Here is a 24,770-nt window from a genome sequence, read left to right on the forward strand (position 1 = left end):
CCTTACTTAGTCGATTCGCGTAGAGATTCCGGTAGTTTAAACTCCCCTTTACTACGTGAGAGCTCTTTAACCACCGGTGAATCAAGCGGTCCTTTTACTTCGTAGTTAACCTGAGTAAAGACTTCAACTACAGGCGAAATAACCGTAGTAATTGCCAACACATACAGTGCGGTTTGAGGAGTCACCGCAAAGGCGGTTAATACCGGAATACCAGAGGTAATATCTGGCGTAAACTTCACTTCTGCATCAACAGTACGAGAATTAAGGTTAGCTAGCCCTTTGATATTCATCTCACCGGCAACCGCATCCATCTTGATATCGTTAGTTAAGAAAATACCATTACGGATTGAGCCACTACCTGTAATTGAATTGAACGCCATCCCTTTATCAAATACGTCACTGAAATCGAGCTGCATCTTACGGATAATCGAATCTAGGCTAAAGATCCCAAGCAAGCGCGCTGCACCGCTGACATCAGAAATCATCCCCTTACCTAGCTTAGTCGACACTTCACCATTGAGCGTATCTACCTTGCCAGACCACGGAGAGCCGTCCCATTCAAGCTGAGTGCTAATTTCAAACGGGGCTCGTTGAATACCTGATGTAATACCGAAGCGTTCCATTACATCACTGTTATTTTCACCGGACATTTCAACATCGAATTTAGTGTGGCTTTCAGTTTCATTCATCCGCCACCAGCCTTTCATATCGACTTTGTTTGCACCGCTCTCAAAGGTCAGCTTCTTCCATTCCAACTTCTCGCCCTGACGTTGTAAATCAAGGTGAGTTTTGCCTACTTTGTATCCTTGTAACCAAAAGTCATTGATCGCTAAAGTGATATTTGGAATCTGCTCATGGAAAGTCCGTTCAAAATGACTGATAAGAGGCGCGTCGTTGTTTTCCGGCTCAAACATGCCCTTGTCTTTGTATTCTTTATCTAGCGCGGGAATGTAGACGTGTAAACGCTCTAAAGAAACCGATAAGTCATAAGGCTCAATGTAGCTGGCTTCACCTTTTGCTTCTTGGCTATCTAAGCTCATATACCAGCCGAGCCCTTTACGCTTGGCACTAAAATCGACATCGTTCCAGTCTATCGTGCCGAGAGTGAGCTCTTTAGCATCAAGGTCGACTCGGGTTGGCAATGGGATCTGTGGGGTATTCATCTGCGCGACAAGGGCTTCAGAAGGCCCTTCTTCAACAGCGAAACGTTCGAACCACTGATCCAAGTCGAGATCATCGACCACCACTTTTGCCTGATGGCCGGCTACTGGGCTGATCTTAAAGCTGCCTTTGCCTAATAATAAATAAGTATCAGTTAAGACAGGGACATCAGGTCGAATATCTATTTCAGTTTGATATTTAAAATTCGGTAGCTGGACTCGGGCAGTAATGCTCTCTTGGTTACCGGATGCTTCTAGGCGAGCCTTACCTGAGACGCCAGACGATTTATTTAGCGGTGCGGGGAAGTCACTTGCCAAAAACTTGAGATCTGCTTCAGTATTGATTTGATAGGTGAATCCAACATCGTTGAGCTGAATGTCCACATCCATACTCCACGGGGCGTGACCATTCAGTGGTTCAAGCCATTGCTTACCTAAATAGGGAACCAGAGGTTCAACTTCCCAATCACCAACAACATCTATCGCAACACCATAGCCTTGGTCGATATTTTCACCTTGGAAATCGATCGACACAGGTTGGTTAAGCAGTCCTGCGGACAAGCCCGCAGCACTGACAACATCATTATCAAATTCAACTCGACCTGAGACTTTCTCTAGTGTCATTGGCGGAGCATCAATAGTGACATGGTTGTCCTTAAGATCCGCATATCCCCACGCACGTGCTTCTTTGTCTTCGCTAAATGGAATATTAAGCTGGAAGCTGGACTCAACTCGTCCATCGACTTGCACTGCCGTTAGAGCAGCACCAACAGAGTCAACCAAAGGAGAGGCAGTCATGTAGTCACGCACTGCATTGCCTTGTGCAACGGCCTGCGCTTCTATCTCAATGTGCCCGCCTTCCGCTAATTCTGGAATACGACCAGTAATACGCTTGGCTTTTACATCCATCAGTGTCGCACTGCGCGAATCAAGATGCATGGCGTCATTTTGGAACAGCAGATCCAGTTGCAGGTCTGTGATCGGAGGCCAAGCGGTATCAAAACTAAACTTGGCCTGCTTTAAACCTACCCATGCTTGGAACATACCGTCATTATTATGATATGGAAAATCACCTAACTCGCCATACCAAAGCAGTTTCGCCGTATTAACTTTACCACCTTGAATCGCAGTGCTTAGGTAATCAGTAAGGTCACGGCCGAGCGCCAAGGTTGGCAAATAACGCCATGTCTCAGCGGCATTATATAAATCGGCTTCTGCGTAAAAGGATAAGAATGGGCTTTTGTCTTTAGGAAAGTCTAACTTAAAAGCGCCCAAAACTTGCAAATCTGGAGTCGCTGCGGTGACTTTATCTGCCCACAAGCTCCAACCTGATTCACTATTTTGCCAAACAATATCCACTTGCCCTTGCTTGATATTGAGCGGGGCTTGGAATACATCGCCATAAGGAAGCACATCGTCAATTAAGGTCACTTTGGCTTTGGCTTGTTGCAGATCGCCAGACACAGAAGCCGATAGATGATTTAGACCCGGTAGTAACTCCCATTGCGTCATCGAGGCACTGGAAAGCTGTGCTGAGTATTGCAAGCTATCTAACTCAGAGCCCATAGATACTCTGACATCTTCAATCGAACCACCAATAGCGAGCGATTTAAGGAAATCCGTCGTTGCTTTGGAGTTTGGCGCTAACTTAACTAAAGGCGTAATCGCTTCAATGTCGAGTTGCGAAACATTTAAACGCCATTCATCAGGCTGCCAGTCAAAGGCGATATCAAGGTCAGGCCATTTAGTCTCATCCGTCGTAAAGCTAAGTGAGTGAGCATTTACTTGCCAGCCATTTTTATAAGGCTCTAGCTCAACAACACCTGAATCTAACCATAACTCGTGCTGTTGCCCCTCCTGCCAACTGAGCTCTGAAGAATCAAACTCTAAGTAGGCGCTGGTAGGTTGGCTATGCTTTAACGTTAACCAGCTACTAAAGCTGATTTGGCCTTTATCTATACCCGATTCAGTTTTTACAAACTTAGTCAGCCAAGGCGTAATCAGGACGTTTTGCACTGAGAGATAAAACTCACCGCTCACCTCTTTTAGCGAGCCGTGATCAATGAAGTTCGCTTTGACTTGCGCCGAATTCAAGTTGCTATGGGCAAGACTAACTTCACCATCTGCAAGGTGATGGCGACCGTTGTTTTGCCAACGTAATTTTTTAATATCGAGTTCGCGGTTGGTGCCATCAATACCTAAGAAATGTATTTTCGACTCCGCTAAAGAAAAACCATCAAGCTGACGCAGTAACAGCTGATCAAGCTGCTGCATTACATCCTTCTGATCGCCCTGAGGCTGAAGCATAGGGGTTTCATCACTGCCAGTATTGATCCACTCAACCGATGAGATATCTAGATTGAGTTGATAGATATTGAGGTCTGCTACAACAGGCTGTTGTTGCAGTAAAGATTGAATAAGGTCGAGTTCAACTTCAACTTTATCGGCTGAAAAATGAATACCACTACTTGCAGGCGTCTTGGCTTTTACCTGTTGCAGTGAAAGTGAGGGGTGCGTATTGCGCCAAAAACCCTTAATTTCAGCAACCTCAAATTCAAGCCCTGTCCCTTGGTTAATCCAACTTTGAATTTGGGGCTGAAAGTGGTTGAGTTGAGGTAACGCAATACGCATCGCCGTCACCGCGATAGCCAGAATGACCAAAGCAGTAACGGTGAGCCAAAGTAGTAATCGAATAAGCCGAGTCGCTGTTGAAATCACAAACAACCTTTACATCATAACAACATCAAATTGCTCTTGAATATAGAGTGGCTCAGCTTGAATTTTCACCTGCTTGCCAATAAACACTTCAAGTTCAGCTAGGGCATGAGATTCGTCCCCTTGTAGCGTCTCTGCGACAGCAGGAGATGCATAGACCACGAACTTATCAGCGTCATAAGCGCGATTAACACGTGTAATCTCACGCAAGATCTCGTAGCAGACTGATTCCACCGTTTTGACACTGCCTCGCCCTTCACAAGTTGGACAAGTCGAACAAAGAATATGTTCAATGCTTTCACGGGTACGCTTACGTGTCATCTCGACTAAACCAAGTTGAGTAAAGCCATTGATGTTGGTTTTGACTCTATCTTTGTCCAATGCAGCTGCCAATGAAGTAAGTACACGCTCACGGTGCTCATCAGAAGCCATATCGATAAAGTCGATGATGATAATACCGCCAAGGTTACGTAGCCTTAATTGGCGAGCAATCGCTTGAGTCGCTTCAATGTTGGTATTAAAGATCGTCTCTTCTAGGTTACGTCTGCCAACAAACGCTCCAGTGTTAATATCAACCGTCGTCATTGCTTCGGTTTGGTCGATGATCAAATACCCACCAGATTTAAGCTCTACTTTACGCTCTAGAGAACGTTGGATTTCGTTCTCAGTGTCGTACATATCGAAGATAGGTTTATCACCTTCATAAAGCTCAAGCTTTTCTGTTAGTTCAGGAACATATTCAGAGGTGAACTCTTTGAGATTTTCAAATTCGGTACGTGAGTCAACTAGGATCTTGTTTAGCTCGGTACCAACAAAGTCACGTAGGATACGTTGCGACAGGCCTAGCTCACCATACAAAGTCGCGCGGGTTTTATACTTACTGCGGCGTTCAATCACCTTTGACCACAAGCGTTTCAAGAAAGCGGCATCTTGCGACAATTCTTTCTCGTCAGCACCCTCAGCGGCGGTACGAATAATGAAGCCACCATTCTCGTCACAATACTCACCCACCACCTTTTTAAGACGGTTGCGTTCTTGCTCACTTTCAATTCGTTGTGATACGCCGACATGGCTCGCGCCAGGCATAAACACGAGGTAGCGAGAAGGTAGAGTGATATCGGTTGTCAGGCGTGCGCCCTTTGTGCCAAGCGGATCTTTAACCACCTGAACAACAATATCTTGCCCCTGACGAACGAGCTCAGAGATATCGCGCACCTGAAACTGCTGTTTTTCATTTTCAGCCACACACTCAGTATGAGGAACAATATCTGACGCGTGAAGAAACGCAGCTTTTTCTAGTCCGATATCGACAAAAGCAGCCTGCATACCTGGTAAGACTCGACTGACCTTACCTTTATAAATATTCCCGACAATTCCGCGTTTTGCTTCACGTTCAACATGGATCTCTTGTAGGGTTCCCCCTTCAATCATGGCCACGCGAGTTTCACTCGGGGTCACGTTGATAATCAACTCTGCACTCATAAGAGTACCTCAAATTTTAATTATAAGAATTTGTGCAAGAGCTGGTCAGTTTCATACAGAGGCAAGCCAACGACTGCGTAATAACTGCCTTCAATGCGAGTTACAAATCGTCCGCCCAATCCTTGAATTCCATAACTACCAGCCTTATCGCAAGGTTCACCCGTGTGCCAGTATTGTTCTATTTCTTGCTCTGACAGGTTCTTGAACCATACGTCTGTAGATACCACTACAGTTTCTTGAATTTCTTTTGTGGCGACAGTCACTGCTGTCATCACTTGATGCGCTCTGCCCGAGAGGGCCATTAGCATTTGTTTAGCATGCGCTAAATCATCTGGCTTTTCCAATACCTGTTGATCGCAAACCACAATCGTATCAGAACCGATTACCACTGAATTTGGCTCAAGCTCTACTGCTGCCATCGCTTTATCTTTAGCAAGGCGAGAAACATAGTCAAATGCGCTCTCACCAGATTGGCGGCACTCTTCAACATCGGTTTTCACCACCAAAAAGGTATAGCCAAGTTGAGAAAGCAGCTCTTTACGTCTTGGCGAGCCTGAAGCCAAAATCAATGGTTTAGTCATTTTTACCGTATATGCCAGTGACGTCTTACACGACGCATTAATAGGAACATCCAAGGCCATAGAATGCAGTTAATCAAACCACTCCATAACGAGACCGGATTAAAGGTCACATCTTGGATTAAGTACTCGCCACAGAAGATCAGCACGTCGAGCAACATCGACATCACACCAATCAAAATGGCTTGTTGCCACAAGGCCATGTTGCGGATTACGAGGAAGTTGAGCGCAACGAGGTAAATCACTATCGACATCATCATGCCGCGGATACCCAGTGTTGAGCCAAGCAGTAGATCCCATAGCAAGCCCAAGATCAATGCCGAGCCAACATTCACTCTGTGTGGCAGTGCAAGCACCCAGTAGCAGGTCACTAACAGCAACCATGATGGGCGGAGCAGATCGAGCATTCCCGGCCAAGGTATTGTCTGTAACGTCAAAGCGATTAAGAACGAACAAGCAATGACAAACTTTCCTTTAAGTACGCTATTTGCCATTTCTATTGTTCCTCTAGATTCTCTGGTATCACTTGCTGGATTTTCTCCTGACGAGAATCATTCGGCCAGATAAGTAGTAGATAACGTAAGCGTTCAAAGTCGACCACAGGTTCTGCCTCAATAACGGCAAACTCTCGTGCGGTATCACGCTCTACTTCTGAAACGTGTGCAACTGGGAAACCTTCTGGATAGATACCACCGAGACCAGATGTCACCAGTAGGTCGCCTTCCTCGATATCTAAGCTGATTGGGATATGATCAAGGTTAATACGATCTGATTTACCTGTACCGGAAGCGATGATTCGAATATCGTTGCGGATCACTTGTACTGGGATAGCACTTAAGCTGTCGGTAAGCAGCAACACTCGACTATTGTGCGCCGAAACAAAGGTAACTTGCCCAACAATGCCCTTCTCGTTTGCAACAGGTTGACCGACATAAACGCCATCAATCTGACCTTTATCGATCACCACTTGATGACGATAAGGTGACGTATCTACCGCCATCACTTCGGTTACGACTTTGCGCTCATCGCGAATAAATGAAGAGCCGAGCAACTTACGCAATCTTTGGTTTTCTTCGCGATATTGATCAAGCAGTAGCAGGTCGTTTTTAAGACGCAGCACTTCACGTTTAAGTTTGCGAGTGCTTTCCATATAGTCTTGACGAATATTGAAACGCTCATAAGCGCCATCAAACATCACGCGAGGGACATCCGCCAAATACTGAATAGGTGCCACCATACTGTTAAGTAGGTAACGAACTTGAGCAAACGCACCTAAACGACTATCAGCCAGCATAAGGCTGGCTGATAGAATAACGGCAAAAAACAGGCGTAACTGTAGTGAAGGTCCTCGGCCAAAAATAGGCTTCATGGAATATGAGATCCTTATCTTGCCAATCTTGGCACTAGGCCAAGATCATTCAAATTACTCTTCGCTAAATAGATCGCCGCCATGCATGTCGATCATCTCTAACGCTTTACCACCACCACGAGCAACACACGTGAGTGGATCTTCAGCAATAACGACAGGAATACCTGTTTCTTCTGTTAGTAGACGATCAAGATCTTTAAGTAGAGCACCACCACCTGTCAGTACCATACCATTTTCTGAAATATCCGACGCTAGCTCTGGTGGACATTGCTCTAATGCAACCATTACCGCAGATACGATACCTGTTAGTGGCTCTTGCAACGCTTCTAGGATTTCGTTTGAGTTTAGGCTAAAGCTACGCGGCACACCTTCTGCTAGGTTACGACCACGCACTTCGATCTCTTCTACTTCATCACCTGGATAAGCAGAACCAATCTCGTGTTTGATCTTTTCAGCTGTCGCTTCACCAATCAAGCTGCCGTAGTTACGACGAACATAGTTGATGATCGCTTCATCAAAGCGGTCACCGCCGATACGAACTGAAGATGAGTAAACCACGCCGTTTAGTGAGATAACCGCGACTTCAGTAGTACCACCACCAATATCGACCACCATAGAACCAGTCGGCTCTGATACGCGTAAGCCTGCACCAATAGCCGCCGCCATAGGCTCATCAATTAGGTAAACTTCACGCGCGCCTGCACCCAATGCAGATTCACGAATTGCGCGGCGCTCAACTTGAGTAGAACCACAAGGAACACAAACCAATACGCGAGGGCTTGGTTTTAGCACGCTGTTGTCATGTACTTGCTTGATGAAATGCTGCAGCATTTTTTCAGTCACGTAGAAGTCAGCGATAACGCCATCTTTCATTGGACGGATAGCAGAGATGTTCCCCGGTGTACGACCCAACATTTGTTTAGCAGCATGACCAACAGCGGCTACGCTTTTACCTGCGCGGTTACGGTCTTGGCGGATGGCTACTACTGAAGGCTCGTCAAGAACGATACCCTGTCCTTTAACGTAGATAAGTGTGTTGGCAGTACCTAAATCGATTGATAGGTCATTAGAAAATATGCCACGAAGTTTTTTGAACATATTCTTCGCTCGTCCTGAAAGAATTAGAAGATAGAAAATTGCACTAAATGTACCAATGCCTTGCCGTCACAGCAAGGCATTGAAGTGTAAACATGGGCTGAAACACGCAATTTCTAACAGATTCCTAACGATAGGCAAAAAAATGACAAAAATTACTGGCCGGTTAATCCAGATTCACCACGGAAAATTACACGATCATTACCGCGGAAAATACCAAAGGTAACAACGGTAGAAGGATCTTCCTCCCCATTGACTTCAGTTCGATTAGCGTCTTGCCAACGGTATCGAAGCCAAGGGGCTATGTTTGCCCCTCTGTGCAAGTCTAACCACACTTGTGTTTGTTGTCTGACAGCAGCTGACTGTGAAACCGTAATGGTATTGGATGCGCCATTAGTAACCACACCGCCAGCCGCTAAGTTAACATTCGCCGCTGTAGCGCCGTTATCGACCCAGATAGTACGGTTATCACTAACCACATTGACGCCTGCTATGTTAGTCGTATCATCACCACTATGGGTAACAAAGCCTGAACCATTCCAAAACTCAATTCTGAGTGGAATGTTCATAGTACTGCTTGTCACTCCACCGATACTATCAAGCACAGCGCGACCAAAATAAATAGCAGGTTGGCTTGTCAGCAGTCTTGGCTGCCCACTTGATTGATAATCAATAGGGTCGGCGTTAACGTTGCCACTCACGGCATCAATAGAAATAGTTGAAGCAGTTCCGCCAGATGTATTGAATGGGCCATCTTCATAGCCATCAGCAGGTGTCGCTTTGGCCCAGCACAACTCATTAGCGCAAGTAGTAGAAGGCGAGTTTTCTTCTAGTTTAAAGGTACCAATACTCTTGCTCGAACTCACCGCCCAAGCCTTACTAGGCGTCCCTGAATGAAAACGACTGGTGTAGCTAGGGTTAGCTTCATACAAGGCAAAGCCCGCGGTATTACTAGCAACAAAGTTACCGTAGTTTTGTACCGAGTTACCCTGCAGGTTCAAAGCTTCTACATAAAACTCAACCCCATTAAACGGTTGATTCATATAAGCAAAGTTTTGCTCACTCGCTCCAACCCCAGGGTAATTCCAGATTGGCGTATTAATCACTTGGAAATACTTCGGATAGAAGCGGCCAACGTTCTGCGTATCAGGATCAACACTCATTGTGAGGTACGAGGCACTCGTTTGAAGGCTCAATGTCCCAACCTCGGTCCATGAATGATTGATCGTCTGCGTCTCACTATTGGTGCCAAAATTAGGTATAACACTTGGTGTGACAGTTCCGATTTGTGGGTTAGTCGTTGGATAACTCACGCTATAGGCTAGGTTGAGAGGACCATTATCAAGACTATAATTGCCTGTTAACGGATAATTACACTCATCACTCACTCCCCCATTGGAATCGCTATGCACAATGGGTTTGTATGTCGCAGAGAATCCCGTTCCTCCTGGCACAAAGCCCGGTGAACCGGTAGTCGTTGCAGGGTTAGCTTTATTACTGCCACCAGTTTCAGCCACATTACAGATGGCAATTTTCCATGGCCTAGAGTAGACATCAAACTGCCCTTTTAGTGCCCCACCTTCTACGGGGCAACGAACATCATCACAGACAAAGTTATTATCGGTAATGGTGACACGTATCTGACCAGATTCTTTGAAGTTGATGTCAGCCTGTCGATTTGAATTGGTCAGATTAGCACTAAAGCTCAAATCACCAGAAACAACCGCAGCGGATGTCGGCCTTTGATAGTTGAAGGTCGCGGTTGGGCTGCCTGTATAACCCAAGGTAATAAGCTGGTCGGTGATACTGCATGCTTTCACACTGACCGTAACCTGCTCATTTTTCCCAGCAACTAGATATTTATCGGTAACCTCAAATTTGTACGGCACATACTTAATTTGGTCGGTATCAGTAAAGGTTTGCCCGCCTGTGGTTAGGCTCGCTTTTAGGTCGTAGTTTCCAATACTTGAAGTCGTATTAGTCGTAACTCTGAACTTAGCTATACCATTCGCTTCAGAGATATAACTGATATTAAGATTCGAACCGTTTTCTTGCACTAGCGTTGGCGTCAGTCCAGCAACAGGAGCGCCATTGCTATCTAGCATATGGACTTCAACAATATTATTCGGCGTTGTTTCACAGGTCAGGTGATAGTTAAACGGCTTAATTACGATTGACGCAACTTCAGGAGCAGGTTGCGGATCACAGCTTAATGGGTAAATTTTGTTTTTTGCTCCACTTATCGCAATGCTATGCGCTGTAATCCCACCACGGATCTGGTTATTACTACCATTAATGATAAAGCCGTTGCTGTAGTTGTCTGCACTCGGGTCAACGTAGAAAAACGCATTGATGATGTAATTGCTATCCTCGGCTCCAAAACTGGGAATTTCAATCTCTGAATCATCCCCATGTCCAATAAATAGCAGGTCGTGACTACTTCCAGATTGATTGATTCGTACGTTCTGTTTAGAGAACGTTAGCTCTTTATAGTGAATAATACTGGGAGAGAGTACTTCAAGCTGCGCGTTCTCTTTGTCAAAATCAAGCTCATCAATCCAATACTCCCCACCAGTTAGCTGGAGCCTAGCATTTTTCTTGATTTTGACCTCATCATACGCACCACTTTCTAGCTGACATATCCGATTATTGTTACATGTTCTATCCGTGTTTCCTTCTACAAAGGTTGGCAGTGGTCGAGGTAAGGATGTGTGCTTTTTAGTTGCGTCGTAACTACATGGACCGATTAATCCATTGGGATGTTCACATAAGTCAGGCAACACTGTAATAGACTGAAATGAATATTGAGGATCGTTGTTGGATGGATATATTCTATTTTGAGCACCCGGCGTCACTTGCATTGCACCAAACGGGGCCTGCGGCGTACCCGCATAAATATTAGTTTGTAACCCATTTGGTACATATGGACATACATCGATTTCATCCGGAAATAGATCGATACAGTTGCCCGATGCAATACAATACTTACTTGAATCTCCAAACTCGTTACCAACTACATTCAAGCGTAACCATGGATTAAACTTATCAATCCCCATAAGGGTTGATAAGTTAAAGTTATTTATGGTTTGTTGTAAAACGCCATCAACATAGTAAGTCAATGTGCCCCAAATCCAACGCGAATTGTTTGATGCGCGGACAAACTTGACGCGGAACGTTCGTTCCTTTCGTTCGTTAATGTAGTTACGCTCATAAAACGCAGGGTTGTAGCCAAGGTATGCTATGTCATCTGTCCAAATTGGGTAATAGTAATAGCTTTCTAGTCGCACACGATTGGAACCATCAGAATCCATTTTAAATGTAATACAGAATCCCTTAGTTGCATCAACCCAACTACCGGCCGCTAAACACTGAGAAGCTAGCGCAGAGCTTGGCAACCAAGCAGCTATAGTTAGACTAAAAACCATTAACAGCTTAAATAACGCCTTCATCTGCTACTCCCTAATCCAAACTTCTTGGTTGCGCTGCATTTGGTTAATACCAGTGCCACATATCGCGGTTGAACTGACCACGTACATTTGCGTTCCGTCCGCCAATTGCCCTCCACGCGCCTGACAGCTCACCTGTACATCTTGGCAGTTAACCGTGGTATCAAACGTATTTACACTTACCCCATTAATAGCTGCACATTCAGTGCTGACTGGGTTGGTACTTGTAATTCCATAGATACGTTCTAGCGCCCACTCATTCCCCGAGTGTGCTAACAGCGCAGCCTGAGTACCGACAACATCTTTGGCATGACTGTCACTGTTCGACCAACTAATCTGGCTCAGTGTGGAGGCTAGAAAACCCATCACTACCAATACAAAGATAATGACTATGTATAAACTACCCTGCTGTTTATTACGGGACATTTAACACCTGTATCTCTTGTATAAAGTTAGTTGATTCATCACCAGCTGCATTGTTGAAGGTCATATTTACCTGGACGATACCATTGTTCTGCACGGTTGCAGGCGTATAAGTCAGCGCTCCTGTTATACCAGAATCCGATAGTGGTAACGCGCTAGCCCCACTCACACTACGGCGTAACTGACCCGCAACCAAACAATAGTTGACCATTCCATTGGGGTTATAGATGTAATGGCGATTGGATATTGAGCCACCAGCGATTGAAGCGGCTGCATCTGGCAAGATAAAAGTATTACTCGCACTGCTAACATTGGTTAACGCAAACACATTGGTAGTGGGGTTAGCCTGAGTTGGGTTAATCACCATGTTGAGTGTATTAATGTTAGCGACAGTCACACCATTGCGCCCTACTACAAAGTTGATATCCGCCCCTGAGACGGCGTAAAAACCTGACTCGACAATAGGAAAGAAGGAGATACAGCTAGTTGCCTGAGGAATCGCTAAGTCACTATTAAGCATATTCGGCACCGCATGGCGCACTTCACGAGACATCTTCTCCAGAATAAATTTGGCTTGAGTCTGTAGCCGCTGTCTATCAACCGTATCACTATAACCGCGAGCACCGAGCTCAACAAAACCGGCGATACCGAGCACTAAGATCGCCCCGACAATCAAGGTCACGACCATTTCGATTAAAGTAAAACCTTTCACTTTCATCAGTAGTTCCCTCGGTAAGCATTAAGCACGGTTGGGGTTTGATTAGAGGCACTCACTGTAAGCTGGATTCGTTTAAGTCGATTAAGCTCGGCGTATGTAACTTCAACATCAACTCGAAAGTTAAGGTAGCTATTCCCACCTACAAGCAAGTTAAGATCACGACAGCCATTGGTTGCCAAAGGCTCCCAGCAACCATGAAAGTCATCGACATCATTGTAAGTATCAGGGTTACTGTTTGTTTCACCTTGATCTGCATCTATACCAAAAGCCCTAGGGCCTGTAGGACCAGAACAAACTAGAGCACCAGCGTCACTTGATGAGCAACGCGGTATACCACCTTGATCGCCACTATTTTCGTCAAACTTGCGCGCCAATATCTGTGTCATTACGCTTTGCCCCAAAGCGGCAGCTCGCGTTTGGTAATGAGGATCTGCACTGCGTGATACTTGGGGGACCAAAAAGCTAGTAATGGTCAGCATGGCAATACCCATCACAACAATGACAACAATGCTTTCGATTAGTGTAAACCCGCGCGCTTGAGTCATTAGCAGCCCCCCGCAGGTGAAACGTAACCCACTGCATTGATTTGTACAGCAACACAAGTGCCGTCAGTCGAGGTCATTTGTATATTAACAGGAGTTGCGACACCATCAGGATTGCCTAGCAAATCAAAATTAACCAGTGCGCCAACATTGGAAGTGAAAGATACATCATTGAGAGACACCCAATCACTACGCCCATCGTCACGCGTAGCACAGGCCGCTTGAGAACCAATACAGTTACCTAACAGGCTAAGGGTAAAATTGGTACTACCGCTAATTGCATCCATATCAACATTCGACTGCATGCGATTCACTTGAACTTGGCGAATAACCGAGATCACTTGCTCTTGCGCAGCAAAAGGAGAGAAACCAGAACGCCCAGAATAACGGCTGGCAGCATAAACCGACACTATCGACACTAATAATATAACGACGATCAGTTCAATCAATGTAAAACCAAAGACTCTTGGCCTAGCCATAACCAGTTACCATGGGACGTATACTTAAAGTCAGTATATAACAGATCAGGTTAGGGCTGTTGTTTTTTAAGGATTTTTGAGAAGGGCTTAGAGGTGTCTTTTAGAAAAGAAAAAGGCCAGCTTTATGGGGTCACTTCACTTTTGCTGGCCTTTGTTCCTTATTATGGCGTCGGTAATCCACAAGCAGTACCAGCAGCACCATCAATCAAAGCAACTGTAGCTGGCGTAGTGGCATTCGTAGCGGCAGTGTACCTCACGCATCGCGTGTTAAAACCAGCAAGGCCTAGATCAATCGTTGTATTGGTTTGATCAGTGTTAGTACCAGATGATGATTGCAACACTACAAAATCTTGTGACAAATCAAGAGCTTGAACAATTCCTCCTTGGTTTGCTGTTGTATCACTTACAGCCGTTGGATAACCAAAATGATGTGCGATACCACCTACAACAGTTCCTGGATTAGCAGCATTCGTAAATGCTGTATATGTTGTTGCCTCAATACCATTAATTGCAGCACGACCATATGAAATTCCCATAGCACTGGCAACCGCTCCACGTAAACCTTCAAGTGAAGCCTCACGCGCATCACCCTGCAGGTTTAAAAATCTCGGCGCTGCAGTCACTGCAAGAATACCTAGAATAACAATTACCACCACTAGTTCAATTAGGGTGAAACCGCCTTGTCTTTTCATAGTAAAAATCTCTCTATGTTGTGGGCTGCAGAATTACTGCAAAGTTACGGTCACACGACCAGTTTCAATTTCATAAACAAACTGATGTTCACTGTTACCTTCTCGCTGAATATAAGTGCAAGTAGATTGAGCGTTATCAGCTTGTGCTGAATACTTAATATTAGAATCCGCTTGAGCCTGAGTTACCGTGCCCACTTTAGGTGGGTTTTGCAGTAAGTTCTCCATCAGCTCAACACAAATTGTGTCAGTTAATGCGGTAGGGAAATTCGTATCATTGGTGTTAATTGCAAATGGGTAACCATCTCTAAAGTTACCGCCAGATTGACTGGTACTGGTCAGCCAAAACTTAACACCATCATAATTTACCGTATTTCGTACAACGGAATCAATGGTCACAGAAGGTCTTGCTTCCGCTTCCCACTGTGCACGTGCAGAGAGTACCCCTGTTGCGTAGCCACCTGCTACTCCTTCAACACTGGCTTTTTTCGCTTCATCCGTCACATCCAAGAAGCGCGGTAAGGCAGCAACAGCGAGTAGGCCAACCACCACGATAACCACAACGAGCTCAACTAGTGAGAAACCAGACTGTTTGTTTGACATATATTTATCACCTACCGTTATGTACAGTGCATTATACGGAAATTGTACTAATTCGCTATATTGAGAGTGTCAATAACTCTACTGAGCTAAGAAACCCGTCTTAGCTATAAACCTATTATCCATCAAAGTGATAGAAATCAATCTGTCGTTGCTATACAGATAATCACAGTGATAATTGTTCGCTATCGTTTTGTTTTCAATCGCAACCGGCTGATTACCTAGAACTTCATGTTGCGGGTATAAGGTGTCTAGCCACATTAAGCAATCTACTTGCTGCGAATCACCCAAAGGTTTGGTCCACCCCATACTAGTATAGTTCAACGTACGACCTTCAATGGTTATCTCATTTTGTTGATCAGATAACAACCACTGCTGTTTATAGTAGCTTGCTCGCTCAACAATACTTTGACTCGCGAGCAAAAAAGCCGATTGATTGGCCTCTTTCACCACGTTCTGCCATACCAACATAAAGCTCATGATCAAACAGACAATAACCAGTAACCAAATCGCTAGCCGTGAGCGCTCTATGTAACTGATCAAATTAGCCTTTAATGGCATCTAACATTCCCCACATTGGTAGGAAGATACCTAGAGCCAGAATCAAAACCATACCCGCCACAATTACAAGCAAGATAGGTTCGATCCGTGCGGTTAGCGTCTTTAAATCATAATCGACTTCACGATCGTAAAAATCCGCCACTTCTAATAGCAGTTCATCGATACGCCCCGTCTCTTCACCGACACTAATCATCTGAATCACCAACGGGGTAAACACACCACTGTTTATCGCTGTTGAAGAGATGGTTCCGCCCGCTTCAATCGAGGATTTCATCTCTATCAGCCTGTTCTCTAGAAATTTATTGCCGAGAGCTTCCGCTGAGAGGGCTAAAGATTGGTTTAGTGGAACCCCCGCCTTAAGCATCAGAGCAAAGGTACGAGAAAAGCGTGACAGCAGGGCGCGATTTATCAGCTCGCCCACTACAGGCATTCTTAAGCGAAACTTATCCCACTTTTCTCTCCCATTGGCGGTACTTAACCAAGCTCTAAATCCAAACAGAGCCGCCACAATTCCTGCCACCATCATCACCCAGTAATTAACAAAAAACTCTGACGTCGTAATCAATATGCGAGTCGGCAAAGGAAGATCGACGCCAAAACGAGAGAACATACTGGAAAACTGCGGAATCACTTTGACGTTAAGAATAAACAGTGCAATGACAATAAAGCAGATAACAAAGGTCGGATAACGCATTGCAGTTTTGATTCGTTTACGCGTCTCTACTTCCTGTTCATAATAGTTCGCTAACTGCAGTAGCGCTTGATCCAAACGACCGGTATTTTCACCAACGTGGATCATAGAAACAAACAGCGGGCTAAACACCTTAGGGAATAGCTGCATAGAGGCCGACAAGCTGCGACCATTAGTCAGTTCTTGAGTCACATCTTCGAGCGCAGCTTGCAGCTGTTTATTGGCGCTATTTTGGCTCAAGCCTTTCATAGAACGCAGCAGAGGAACGCCTGCTTTGGTCAAGCTATACAGCTGACGACAGAAAATCACCAACACCTCTAAAGGAATCGCTGGCGTGAATAGCGCCTTAAGATCAAGATTCAACGGGCTTTTGCCACTATGGGCCGAGATATTAATTGGAATAATACCTTTGCCCATAAGCTGCTCTGCTGCGGCTTCTTGAGTGGGGGCTTCTACCAGCCCTGAAACTGCACTGCCATCAAGATTACGTCCTTGGTATCGAAAACTCTTCATCGCTTACCTTAGATATAAATCGCTTGTATGTGACCAGATGAATCACCTTCACCGAGACTCATCACTTCACTTAAGCTCACCGTCCCCTGCAGAGCTAACTCCATCGCTGATGCCAGCAGAGGTTTATAGTTTGGTGACTGACGCGCTACCTGAGAAAAGCCAACCGCATCATTGGCTCGCAGCATGTCCATCATCTCTTGTTCAAGCTCAAGCATCTCAAACACACCGATTCGACCTCGGTATCCGGTTAGATTACAGTTCTGACAACCGCGGCCTTTAACAAAGCTCGCCCCGACTTGATTTGGGAAACGTTGGGCAAGCCACTGCACTCTTGCATCGTCAAGCTGCTCTTCAGTTTTACAATCAGGACAAACTTTACGTACCAGTCGCTGCGCAACCACTGCTCGTACCGCACTCGCCACCAGATAACCTGGCGCCCCCATATCCATCATGCGCAGTGCGCTATCTATCGCGTCATTGGTGTGCAAAGTACTTAATACTAAGTGACCTGTAAGCGCCGCTCGCAAACCAATTTCGACCGTCTCTTGATCACGCATCTCACCAACAAGAATAATATCCGGATCTTGGCGAAGAAAGGTTCTCAGTACCGTCGAGAAATCAAGGTCGATCTTAGGGTTAACTTGCACTTGGTTAACGCGTGGTAGTCGATATTCGACCGGATCTTCTGCGGTAATAATCTTTTTGCCTGGCTCATTAAGCTCACTCAATGCACCATAGAGTGTGGTGGTTTTACCTGAGCCCGTTGGCCCAGTCACCAAAATCATGCCGTGTGGACGACGCAACTGACGTCTTAATTTATCAAGTAGGTGAGGCGGAATGCCCGACTCTTCTAATTTACGTACGCCTGAAGATTGGTTGAGCAGACGCATTACGACCGATTCGCCATACTGAACAGGCATAGTCGACATACGAATATCAACCGACTGACCTTTCGAGCGAATATTGAAGCGCCCATCTTGCGGCAAACGCTTTTCGGAAATATCCAGATTAGCCATCAACTTCAAGCGCAATACCAATGCAGAGGCAATATTAACCTCGTTAAGCAGTGTCTCGTGCAAAACACCATCGATACGCTGACGTAAGCGCAACACGTTCGAATCAGGTTCAATATGAATATCGGATGCTCCAACTTGAATCGCATCCTCAAACAACGAGTTGATCAGTTTTACAACCGTCACTTCTTCGCTATCGTCATCTTCAATACTGAAGTCAAATGCTTCGGTGACCTGGTGCTCAGCCTGTAGCTGCTCGGCAAAAGAGGCGATTTCCTTGGTGCGGCGATAATAGCGATCGAACCCTTCCACTAGTTGGCTTTCAGGTGCGATTACAAATTCAATACCATATTGAGCAAGCTGACCTAACAAGGCTTCTTGCGCGAAGAGATCAGCCGGGTCACTCATTGCAACACGCAATGTGTCCATATGACGGCCAATAACTAGCGCTCTCAGTCGTCTAGCATGTACTTCTGGAAGAAGCTGCACAGCTTCGACATCGACATCCGCACGACTAAGATCAATCAATGGAATATCGAGCTGCTGAGACAAAAATGACAACATCTGATGCTCAGTCAAAGCCCCAAGTTCTATCAGCGCTGCACCTAGTTTTCTACCTGTTGATTTTTGCGCACTCAGCGCCTGCTCAACCTGCTGCTCGGTAATAATACCTTCTTCAACCAGTAAGTCGCCGAGACGTTTTCTTAGTTTAATTTTCACTCGGCTGCTCCTCTAAGCTCTCAATCAAAGAAATTCGGTCACGTATAAACTGTTGCGATTGACTAGATAGACCCAGCTTCGTCAAGGCTTGTGAGTATGATGACTTGGCATCCGCTAGTTGGAATGCTCGCTCTTGTTGAATACCTAAGCCCATCCACCAGCGACCACTTTCCGGCTCTCGTTGAACGAGCTGTTGGTAGCTTTGTAATGCCAACTGATCTTGTTTCTCTTTTTGGGCTAATGCTGCGCGGAGAGAAAGGTATTCAACAGGAACTGATGCTGGGAGCGTACTTAATACAGTGAGTGCTACCGCGTTTTGTTGCTCTTTCATCAACATTTTGGCTAAAGAGAGGCGCAAGGTAGAATCATTGCTGTCTAATGCAATTCCCTTTTGCAGGATATCTGCCGCCTTGCGTACTTCACCCTTTCCATAGTAAAGGGCGGCGAGGCGTTTTCTTACCTGTTTATTCGCTGGCGTATAACGCAGTGAATCGGCGTAGTGATTAAGCGCATCGTTGAGGTTATTGCTGTCGAGCGCCTTTTTCGCCCGCTCTTGGGCTTTGGCTGAAAGCTGCTCTGGTGTCAGCTCAACTTGCTCTATCACCACTTCACCTTGAGTGGGAACAGGCTTTGAAGCCGAAACCTGCGTACTTGTAGCCGCTTTAGCAATCGCAACCGGTTTGGTTGGTTGCTTAGCTTGAGGTTGAACCGATGACGCGGGTTTCGAGCGAGGGGAAACGTCCTCTTCGACTAATGTTTGATAAACAGGTTGGTCTACAACAGCTACCTTTGTCGTAGGAGACTCCACAGTTTGTTGCTGGCTGTCAGTAGGAGTGATAGAGCTAACAACCACCTCTGGTGGCGATTGTTGCGAGAGCGCCCAGCCACCAACTGCCAAGCTTAGCGTGAAGCTCCCAACCACCCATGGCAATACGGCTCTTTGCTTTACTGGCTGCACATTCGCTTTGCAGATACCCTTGGCCAAAGTGGACTTGTCATCGGCTAGTTGGGACAGCGCATTATTAATCGCACTCATTGTTTAACTCCACCCCCATAACAGCGGGCTCTTAAATTTCGGTTTACTACTGTCGTAAGTGTCATGAATCGCATCGAACAAATGACCATTCGCTACCTGATCTTGTTTGTCGCTACTCGCCAGTAACAGAGCTTTATGGCAAATCTGATTAATCAGTCGTGGATAGCCCTTACTTGCCCGCCATATTGCCTTTTTGTGCGAGAGCAAAAATAGATTCTCGCTGCCGCCCGCTTTTTTCAAGCGACTCTCAATATAGGCGACGCACTCATCTAAAGTTAACCCACGCAGTTTGGCACTGAAGGTAATACGCTGACGAAACTGCCTTAGGTGATGACTGGCTAAACGCTCATCGAGTTCAGGCTGACCAAGCAAAATGGTCTGCAACAGCTTTTCTTGTTCTGTTTCTAAATTACCAAACAATCTGAGCACTTCTAACGCATCATCACTCAACGCCTGCGCTTCATCGACTAAAACCACCACCTGTTTTTGCTCTCTTTTGAGTTCAATCAGGCGCTTTTGAATTTCATCAACAATCGTCGCTTCATTGTCAGTGTTAAGACCCAGTTCACTTGCCACAGCTAAGCGCAACTGGCTACCATTCAAAGCAGGATTCGGCACAAAAACCAGTTGTACGCTCGGTTTAAAGTACTTAACCAGTACGCGGCAAATCATGGTTTTGCCTGTGCCCACCTCCCCAGTCACTTTGATCACACCTTCGCCCATTTCTAGCGCCGAGTTGACCATTTGAATCGCCTCATAATGTGGCGCTAACCCCAAAAACATCTCCGTATCTGGGGTGAGATGAAAAGGTAAACTTTCAAGGCCAAAGTGCTCAAGGTACATAGTGACTACTGCTCGTCAGGGAACCACTCTTGTAATAGATCTCGCGAGCGCTCAAGCTCTTTCTGCCATGTGTTAACGCCGACCACTGAAGGCTTAAGCAAAATAACCAGTTCTGTTTTTTGAGTTAACTTAGTCGTGTTACGGAATAAATGCCCCAGTGCTGGTACATCACCTAAAAATGGCACTTTCGATACTTGATCAAAGGTGTTGGATTTCATCAAGCCACCAATCACAACCACATCGCCATCTTGAGCGCGAATCACTGAGTCCGACTCACGGATCGAGCTAGTTGCTAGTGGTAGCGTTAGGTTGGTATTGCCATAGCTGATCTCTTTACGCTCTTCATTTACATCAATTACTGCAGGGTGAACATGCAGTAAGACATTGCCTTGATCATCAATTTGCGGCGTAACGTCTAGCGAGATGCCGGAAAAGAAAGGAGTCAGTTCAACATCTGTCGAGGTATTGGTCGATGAAGTACTGGTATCGGTATTGGATGAAAAATCAGTCACAAAGTAGCTGTCTGTACCTACCTTTATGACCGCTTTTTGGTTGTTTGAAGCCGTCACACGAGGGCTTGAAAGTACATTCAAATCACCTTGCGTTGCCATAAAGCTCAGTACCGCTTCGAAGCTACCACTAGAAATCACCAAGTTCGACTGACCGCCTAAAAGAGTGCCAATTGAGTCTAGCCCTGGAAGCGTAGCAGGCACAATCGCACCAGCGGCATTCTTAACAATCGAGCCCTGACCAAGTGAGTAGTTGGTGCCGTTAGAAGAGAATGCTTTTGACCAGTTGATCCCTTGCTGATAGCCGTCACTTAACGTCACTTCTAATATTTTCGCTTCCAAAATCACTTGGCGATGCATACGTTGCTGAGAGACACCTAAGAAGTTACGTACTTCTCGAATTTCATCGGGGAAAGCTCGCACTGTAATTACACTGGCTTGCGGAGTGACAACCACGCTTTGACCGTCACCTGAGCCAATCAGCTGCGCGACCGCTGTTTCTAGCTGAGGCCAAAAATCACTTTCACTGGTTGTTTCAATCTCAGTGCCACCCTTGACGTTGTTGCTACTGCGATTATTCGAGTTAGAGTTCGACGATGATGTGGTACTTGACGAGCTTGAGCTCGACGAATTGTTATCTGTGTTAGTGATTGTCCCCGTCGAGATAGAAGTGAGGGAGCGCCCCGCGCGTTTAAACTGTAGGTAGTCGACTGGAATGGTCACTGTTCTAAGACCCGCAGGATAAATCTGAATGACATTGCCTACTTTGTCGATGTCATAGCCATACATATCTTGTACAACTGACAACACTTCATCTAAAGAGACGTCATTTAGATTAACGGTAATATTGCCACTGACATTGGGGTGGATGGCCGCGCTGTACTGAGTGCCTTTGACTAAGCTGGCGAAAAAGGCTTTAGCATCAACACCGTTGGCTTTAATCCTAAAACGCTTAATGGTCTTAGATACCGCAGTCTCATCACTGCTAAGTTCAGGCATAAGATCAGCTTCAACCGAAGGTGGCAGCGTCTCTAGAGTACGGCTATTGTTTTCGTTAATCGCTTGATTAATTGCACCTTTCGCCTCGACAGGATCTCGATGTCCCATCGCACAACCGGCTAATAAGCTTGTAATCGTAATTGCTATCGCGAGTTTACGCATACGTTTCCACTGACCTTACTGTTTCACTTCCAGAGAGAAGAGATTTAATTTCCACTGCTTGCCACCTCTAACCAAGGTCACAACTTCTGGTTTTATTTGACTCACTTTGTAGCCGCTCACTTGCTCCCCAGCAAGTACAACCTGACCATTGATAATGGCGCTACACCCCCCCGCTTCCTCGCAGACGATACTTTGTAGCTTAGGCACTGGCTTACGCTTTACTATTGTTGCCTTGCTCTGCTGAGGGCTCTGCCACCCCAGGGGGGCGGTTGGGTCTTGCGATGCCATGACATTTAGAGAGAGCCCAACGGTAAGTAACATAACGATTGTTCTAACCACCAATAAACTCCTGCCTTGTTCCTAAGGTATACACCTCAAGCACTAAACGTGCTGTTGGGTACTCTTCTACTGAGTAATGAAAGCTGCGCCAATAATATTTTACTGGTAACGCTTCGAGCGCCTCTAAATAATCAACAATGGCAAAATACTTACCCGTCAGCTCTAATCTGACAGGGTGTACGTAGTAACTGGCCAAATTTGAATTGCTTTCATTGCTGGCGATAGGCTCTGCCGTTTGAGACTCTAAAGAGACTAAGTGCAAACCTTTAGAGTCTGCCAGTACTTGTTCCAATAGCTGAGCCATTTGACTCGGCGCAATCAGGTTTTCGACAATCGCAGCCAATTGAGTTGACAGTTCTTGGCTCTCTACCATCAGCTGTTTGTACTCTTGATTCAGCTCTTGGTCTGGATCTTTTTGCAACTTTGCGGTCATCAGCAAGATATCTGCTTCTAAGCGCTGCACATTAAGCTTAGTCGAGGTAATGCGCTGTGAGGTTGCTCGATTTTGATCAAAAGCAGGTTCAATCAGCAATGTCAGCAACCCAAGGATAATAATCACAAAACCACACACTGTGATTAAGCCCTTTTCTCTCGCGCTTAGTTGGACAAATCGATCACACCACTGCTGCCAGTACTGCTGCATTATTTACTCTCCTGCTCAGTAGTCTTAAGCTCAAAGGTAATGATGTTCTGCTCATTGCGGCCAATTTTTAGCTTTTCAAACGTTCGCCCAACAAGGTTCAACTCGGTTTTGAACTGATTGACCCAGTTTGGTATGGCTTTCGCTTCACGCGCTAAGCCATGCAAGTCCAACTGAGTGGCATTAATGGTGATGGAGTTTAATGAAATATCATTACGACCAAGTTGAGCTAACGAGCGCATCACCCCTGAGTAACCCAATTGTTGTGAGTCATCGAACTCGCCAACCGCTTGCAATGAATTACGCTTAGCCTCTATCTCTAGCTTAAGTCTAGCGACTGCGGCGACTTTTGCGGGTGTCGGTTTATGCTGAGCGACACGTTGAGTCAAGCTCTCTGCCTGCTGCTTAAACTCGGCTTCTTGCGACAAATAGGTTTTAAGCTCAGAGTCCATTTGACTGTGCTGATATTTTAGTCCGGCATAACCTAGCCCTAACATTAGCGCCGTAACAAGCCAACCTAGCGCAACGTTTTGCAAAGTGAAATACTCTTTGCTCGGCTTTAAGTCATCAGGAAATAAGTTAATTTCCGCTTGCTCTAGCTTATTAGCACTTTCCGCTAGCACAGCACCGGATTCTTGTTCCACATCGGCAAGCGCAGCGACTTTTACACTTAGGCTATCGCCCAAGTTCTGTATTAGTTGCTGCTGCTCTTCTTCATCACAGCATACTTGTAACTGATGAAGTGAAGCCCCCCGCATCTGAGAGGAGAGATAATCAATGGAACGTTGCAGCTCTAGGGCAAGACTATCAAGTTGTAGCGCGCTAGCCGCCATACCCGTCAAGGGGGCTACAACACCACGAATCGTCCTTTGAAAAGCGCATTGGGAGTCAACAAACGCGCTAATACGAAATGACCCTTGCTTACTTCTTTGCAGTAGCAAGAAGGTGGTCATATCCCCTGCGGAGTGTCCCCATACTTCGTCTTCAACCAATACTTCTGACAACTCAATCTTGAGTGCTTGCAAAGACTCATAAAGCCCAACAACCACTGCGCGTTGTAAGACGTAAACCTGAAGCTTGTTATTGACAGTAGTAGGGGCAGAATCGGCAACGATCTCTGTGACCTTTTCACTGATCAGATCTTTAACCAGGAACGGTAATGCACTTTTCAGTTCTTCAGGAGGAATGTTGGGCTTATCAAGCTGGAAGGTTTGATAAATATTGGCGTGCAAAACCACTTTTAGCGAGATGTTGGCAATATTCGCATCACGTAAGGTTTTCAGTAACGTCTCTTGCCATGATATGCCTTCGATTGCCACTTGGGTCGGTAAGGAGAAGTCTGCTGAAGCAGAGAAAAAAAGCGCACTAGGTTGCACCACGACACAAACACCTGCCGTAGCCTGATTGCTGCTTTTAAACTTTCCTATCAAAGATTGAATCTTCATCTT

General features: G+C 45.7%; 22 protein-coding genes. All 22 read right to left on the reverse strand.

Annotated features, from left to right (window positions below; all coding sequences use genetic code 11):
• Positions 1–2: 2 nt before the first annotated feature.
• The 22 genes from LYZ37_RS13010 to LYZ37_RS13115 all read right to left on the reverse strand — a co-directional run bounded on the left by LYZ37_RS13010 (position 3) and on the right by LYZ37_RS13115 (position 24,767).
• Positions 3–3,878, reverse strand: coding sequence for a YhdP family protein (locus LYZ37_RS13010; protein WP_272785760.1), 3,876 nt, complete (start codon positions 3,876–3,878; stop codon positions 3–5).
• A gap of 9 nt (positions 3,879–3,887) precedes the next feature.
• The gene (rng, locus tag LYZ37_RS13015) at positions 3,888–5,357 is read right to left on the reverse strand and encodes a ribonuclease G (RefSeq protein WP_004747224.1); all 1,470 of its coding nucleotides are present in this window, start codon (positions 5,355–5,357) and stop codon (positions 3,888–3,890) included.
• 20 nt (positions 5,358–5,377) lie between these two features.
• Complete coding sequence (locus LYZ37_RS13020) at positions 5,378–5,938, reverse strand: Maf family protein (RefSeq protein WP_272785761.1); 561 nt, start codon at positions 5,936–5,938, stop codon at positions 5,378–5,380.
• A 2-nt stretch (positions 5,939–5,940) separates the two neighbouring features.
• Positions 5,941–6,429 (reverse strand): rod shape-determining protein MreD, encoded by a 489-nt coding sequence (gene mreD, locus LYZ37_RS13025; protein WP_004747222.1) that lies wholly within the window; start codon positions 6,427–6,429, stop codon positions 5,941–5,943.
• Positions 6,430–6,431: 2 nt separating this feature from the next.
• On the reverse strand, positions 6,432–7,304 hold the full coding sequence (mreC, locus tag LYZ37_RS13030; protein WP_272785763.1) for a rod shape-determining protein MreC: 873 nt from the start codon (positions 7,302–7,304) through the stop codon (positions 6,432–6,434).
• Between the two features lie 54 nt (positions 7,305–7,358).
• Positions 7,359–8,402, reverse strand: coding sequence for a rod shape-determining protein (locus LYZ37_RS13035; RefSeq protein ID WP_004747218.1), 1,044 nt, complete (start codon positions 8,400–8,402; stop codon positions 7,359–7,361).
• Positions 8,403–8,554: 152 nt separating this feature from the next.
• Positions 8,555–11,848 carry a DUF6701 domain-containing protein gene (locus LYZ37_RS13040; RefSeq protein ID WP_272785764.1) on the reverse strand — a complete coding sequence of 1,098 codons (3,294 nt, stop codon included), beginning with the start codon at positions 11,846–11,848 and terminating at the stop codon, positions 8,555–8,557.
• A gap of 3 nt (positions 11,849–11,851) precedes the next feature.
• Positions 11,852–12,271 carry an MSHA biogenesis protein MshP gene (locus LYZ37_RS13045; protein WP_272785765.1) on the reverse strand — a complete coding sequence of 140 codons (420 nt, stop codon included), beginning with the start codon at positions 12,269–12,271 and terminating at the stop codon, positions 11,852–11,854.
• Entirely contained in the window at positions 12,261–12,986 is a 726-nt protein-coding gene (locus tag LYZ37_RS13050) for a PilW family protein (protein ID WP_239853054.1), read from the reverse strand. Before LYZ37_RS13050 ends, LYZ37_RS13045 begins: the two co-directional genes overlap by 11 nt.
• Positions 12,986–13,531, reverse strand: coding sequence for a type IV pilus modification PilV family protein (locus tag LYZ37_RS13055; protein WP_272785766.1), 546 nt, complete (start codon positions 13,529–13,531; stop codon positions 12,986–12,988). The genes LYZ37_RS13050 and LYZ37_RS13055 overlap by 1 nt, the downstream gene beginning before the upstream one ends.
• Positions 13,531–14,007 (reverse strand): type II secretion system protein, encoded by a 477-nt coding sequence (locus tag LYZ37_RS13060; protein ID WP_272785767.1) that lies wholly within the window; start codon positions 14,005–14,007, stop codon positions 13,531–13,533. The genes LYZ37_RS13055 and LYZ37_RS13060 overlap by 1 nt, the downstream gene beginning before the upstream one ends.
• A gap of 161 nt (positions 14,008–14,168) precedes the next feature.
• Positions 14,169–14,699: a type II secretion system protein gene (locus tag LYZ37_RS13065; protein ID WP_272281174.1), complete on the reverse strand. Its 531-nt coding sequence runs from the start codon at positions 14,697–14,699 to the stop codon at positions 14,169–14,171.
• 33 nt (positions 14,700–14,732) lie between these two features.
• On the reverse strand, positions 14,733–15,299 hold the full coding sequence (locus tag LYZ37_RS13070) for a prepilin-type N-terminal cleavage/methylation domain-containing protein (protein WP_069667435.1): 567 nt from the start codon (positions 15,297–15,299) through the stop codon (positions 14,733–14,735).
• A gap of 78 nt (positions 15,300–15,377) precedes the next feature.
• Entirely contained in the window at positions 15,378–15,857 is a 480-nt protein-coding gene (locus tag LYZ37_RS13075; RefSeq protein ID WP_272785768.1) for an MSHA biogenesis protein MshF, read from the reverse strand.
• Positions 15,841–17,061: a type II secretion system F family protein gene (locus tag LYZ37_RS13080; RefSeq protein ID WP_272785769.1), complete on the reverse strand. Its 1,221-nt coding sequence runs from the start codon at positions 17,059–17,061 to the stop codon at positions 15,841–15,843. Before LYZ37_RS13080 ends, LYZ37_RS13075 begins: the two co-directional genes overlap by 17 nt.
• 8 nt (positions 17,062–17,069) lie before the next feature.
• Positions 17,070–18,794 carry a GspE/PulE family protein gene (locus tag LYZ37_RS13085; protein WP_272785770.1) on the reverse strand — a complete coding sequence of 575 codons (1,725 nt, stop codon included), beginning with the start codon at positions 18,792–18,794 and terminating at the stop codon, positions 17,070–17,072.
• On the reverse strand, positions 18,784–19,830 hold the full coding sequence (locus tag LYZ37_RS13090; RefSeq protein WP_272785771.1) for a tetratricopeptide repeat protein: 1,047 nt from the start codon (positions 19,828–19,830) through the stop codon (positions 18,784–18,786). The genes LYZ37_RS13085 and LYZ37_RS13090 overlap by 11 nt, the downstream gene beginning before the upstream one ends.
• Positions 19,831–19,833: 3 nt before the next feature.
• A complete protein-coding gene (locus tag LYZ37_RS13095; protein ID WP_272785772.1) occupies positions 19,834–20,673 on the reverse strand; it encodes an ExeA family protein in 840 nt (279 codons plus the stop codon).
• A gap of 5 nt (positions 20,674–20,678) precedes the next feature.
• Positions 20,679–22,343 carry a pilus (MSHA type) biogenesis protein MshL gene (gene mshL / locus LYZ37_RS13100; protein ID WP_272785773.1) on the reverse strand — a complete coding sequence of 555 codons (1,665 nt, stop codon included), beginning with the start codon at positions 22,341–22,343 and terminating at the stop codon, positions 20,679–20,681.
• A gap of 15 nt (positions 22,344–22,358) precedes the next feature.
• Positions 22,359–22,664, reverse strand: coding sequence for an MSHA biogenesis protein MshK (locus LYZ37_RS13105; RefSeq protein WP_420794631.1), 306 nt, complete (start codon positions 22,662–22,664; stop codon positions 22,359–22,361).
• A 10-nt stretch (positions 22,665–22,674) separates the two neighbouring features.
• Complete coding sequence (locus LYZ37_RS13110) at positions 22,675–23,325, reverse strand: MSHA biogenesis protein MshJ (protein ID WP_272785775.1); 651 nt, start codon at positions 23,323–23,325, stop codon at positions 22,675–22,677.
• The gene (locus LYZ37_RS13115; RefSeq protein ID WP_272785776.1) at positions 23,325–24,767 is read right to left on the reverse strand and encodes an MSHA biogenesis protein MshI; all 1,443 of its coding nucleotides are present in this window, start codon (positions 24,765–24,767) and stop codon (positions 23,325–23,327) included. The genes LYZ37_RS13110 and LYZ37_RS13115 overlap by 1 nt, the downstream gene beginning before the upstream one ends.
• Between the last annotated feature and the right edge of the window lie 3 nt (positions 24,768–24,770).

Source organism: Vibrio tubiashii (genome assembly GCF_028551255.1).
Classification (GTDB): domain Bacteria; phylum Pseudomonadota; class Gammaproteobacteria; order Enterobacterales; family Vibrionaceae; genus Vibrio; species Vibrio tubiashii_B.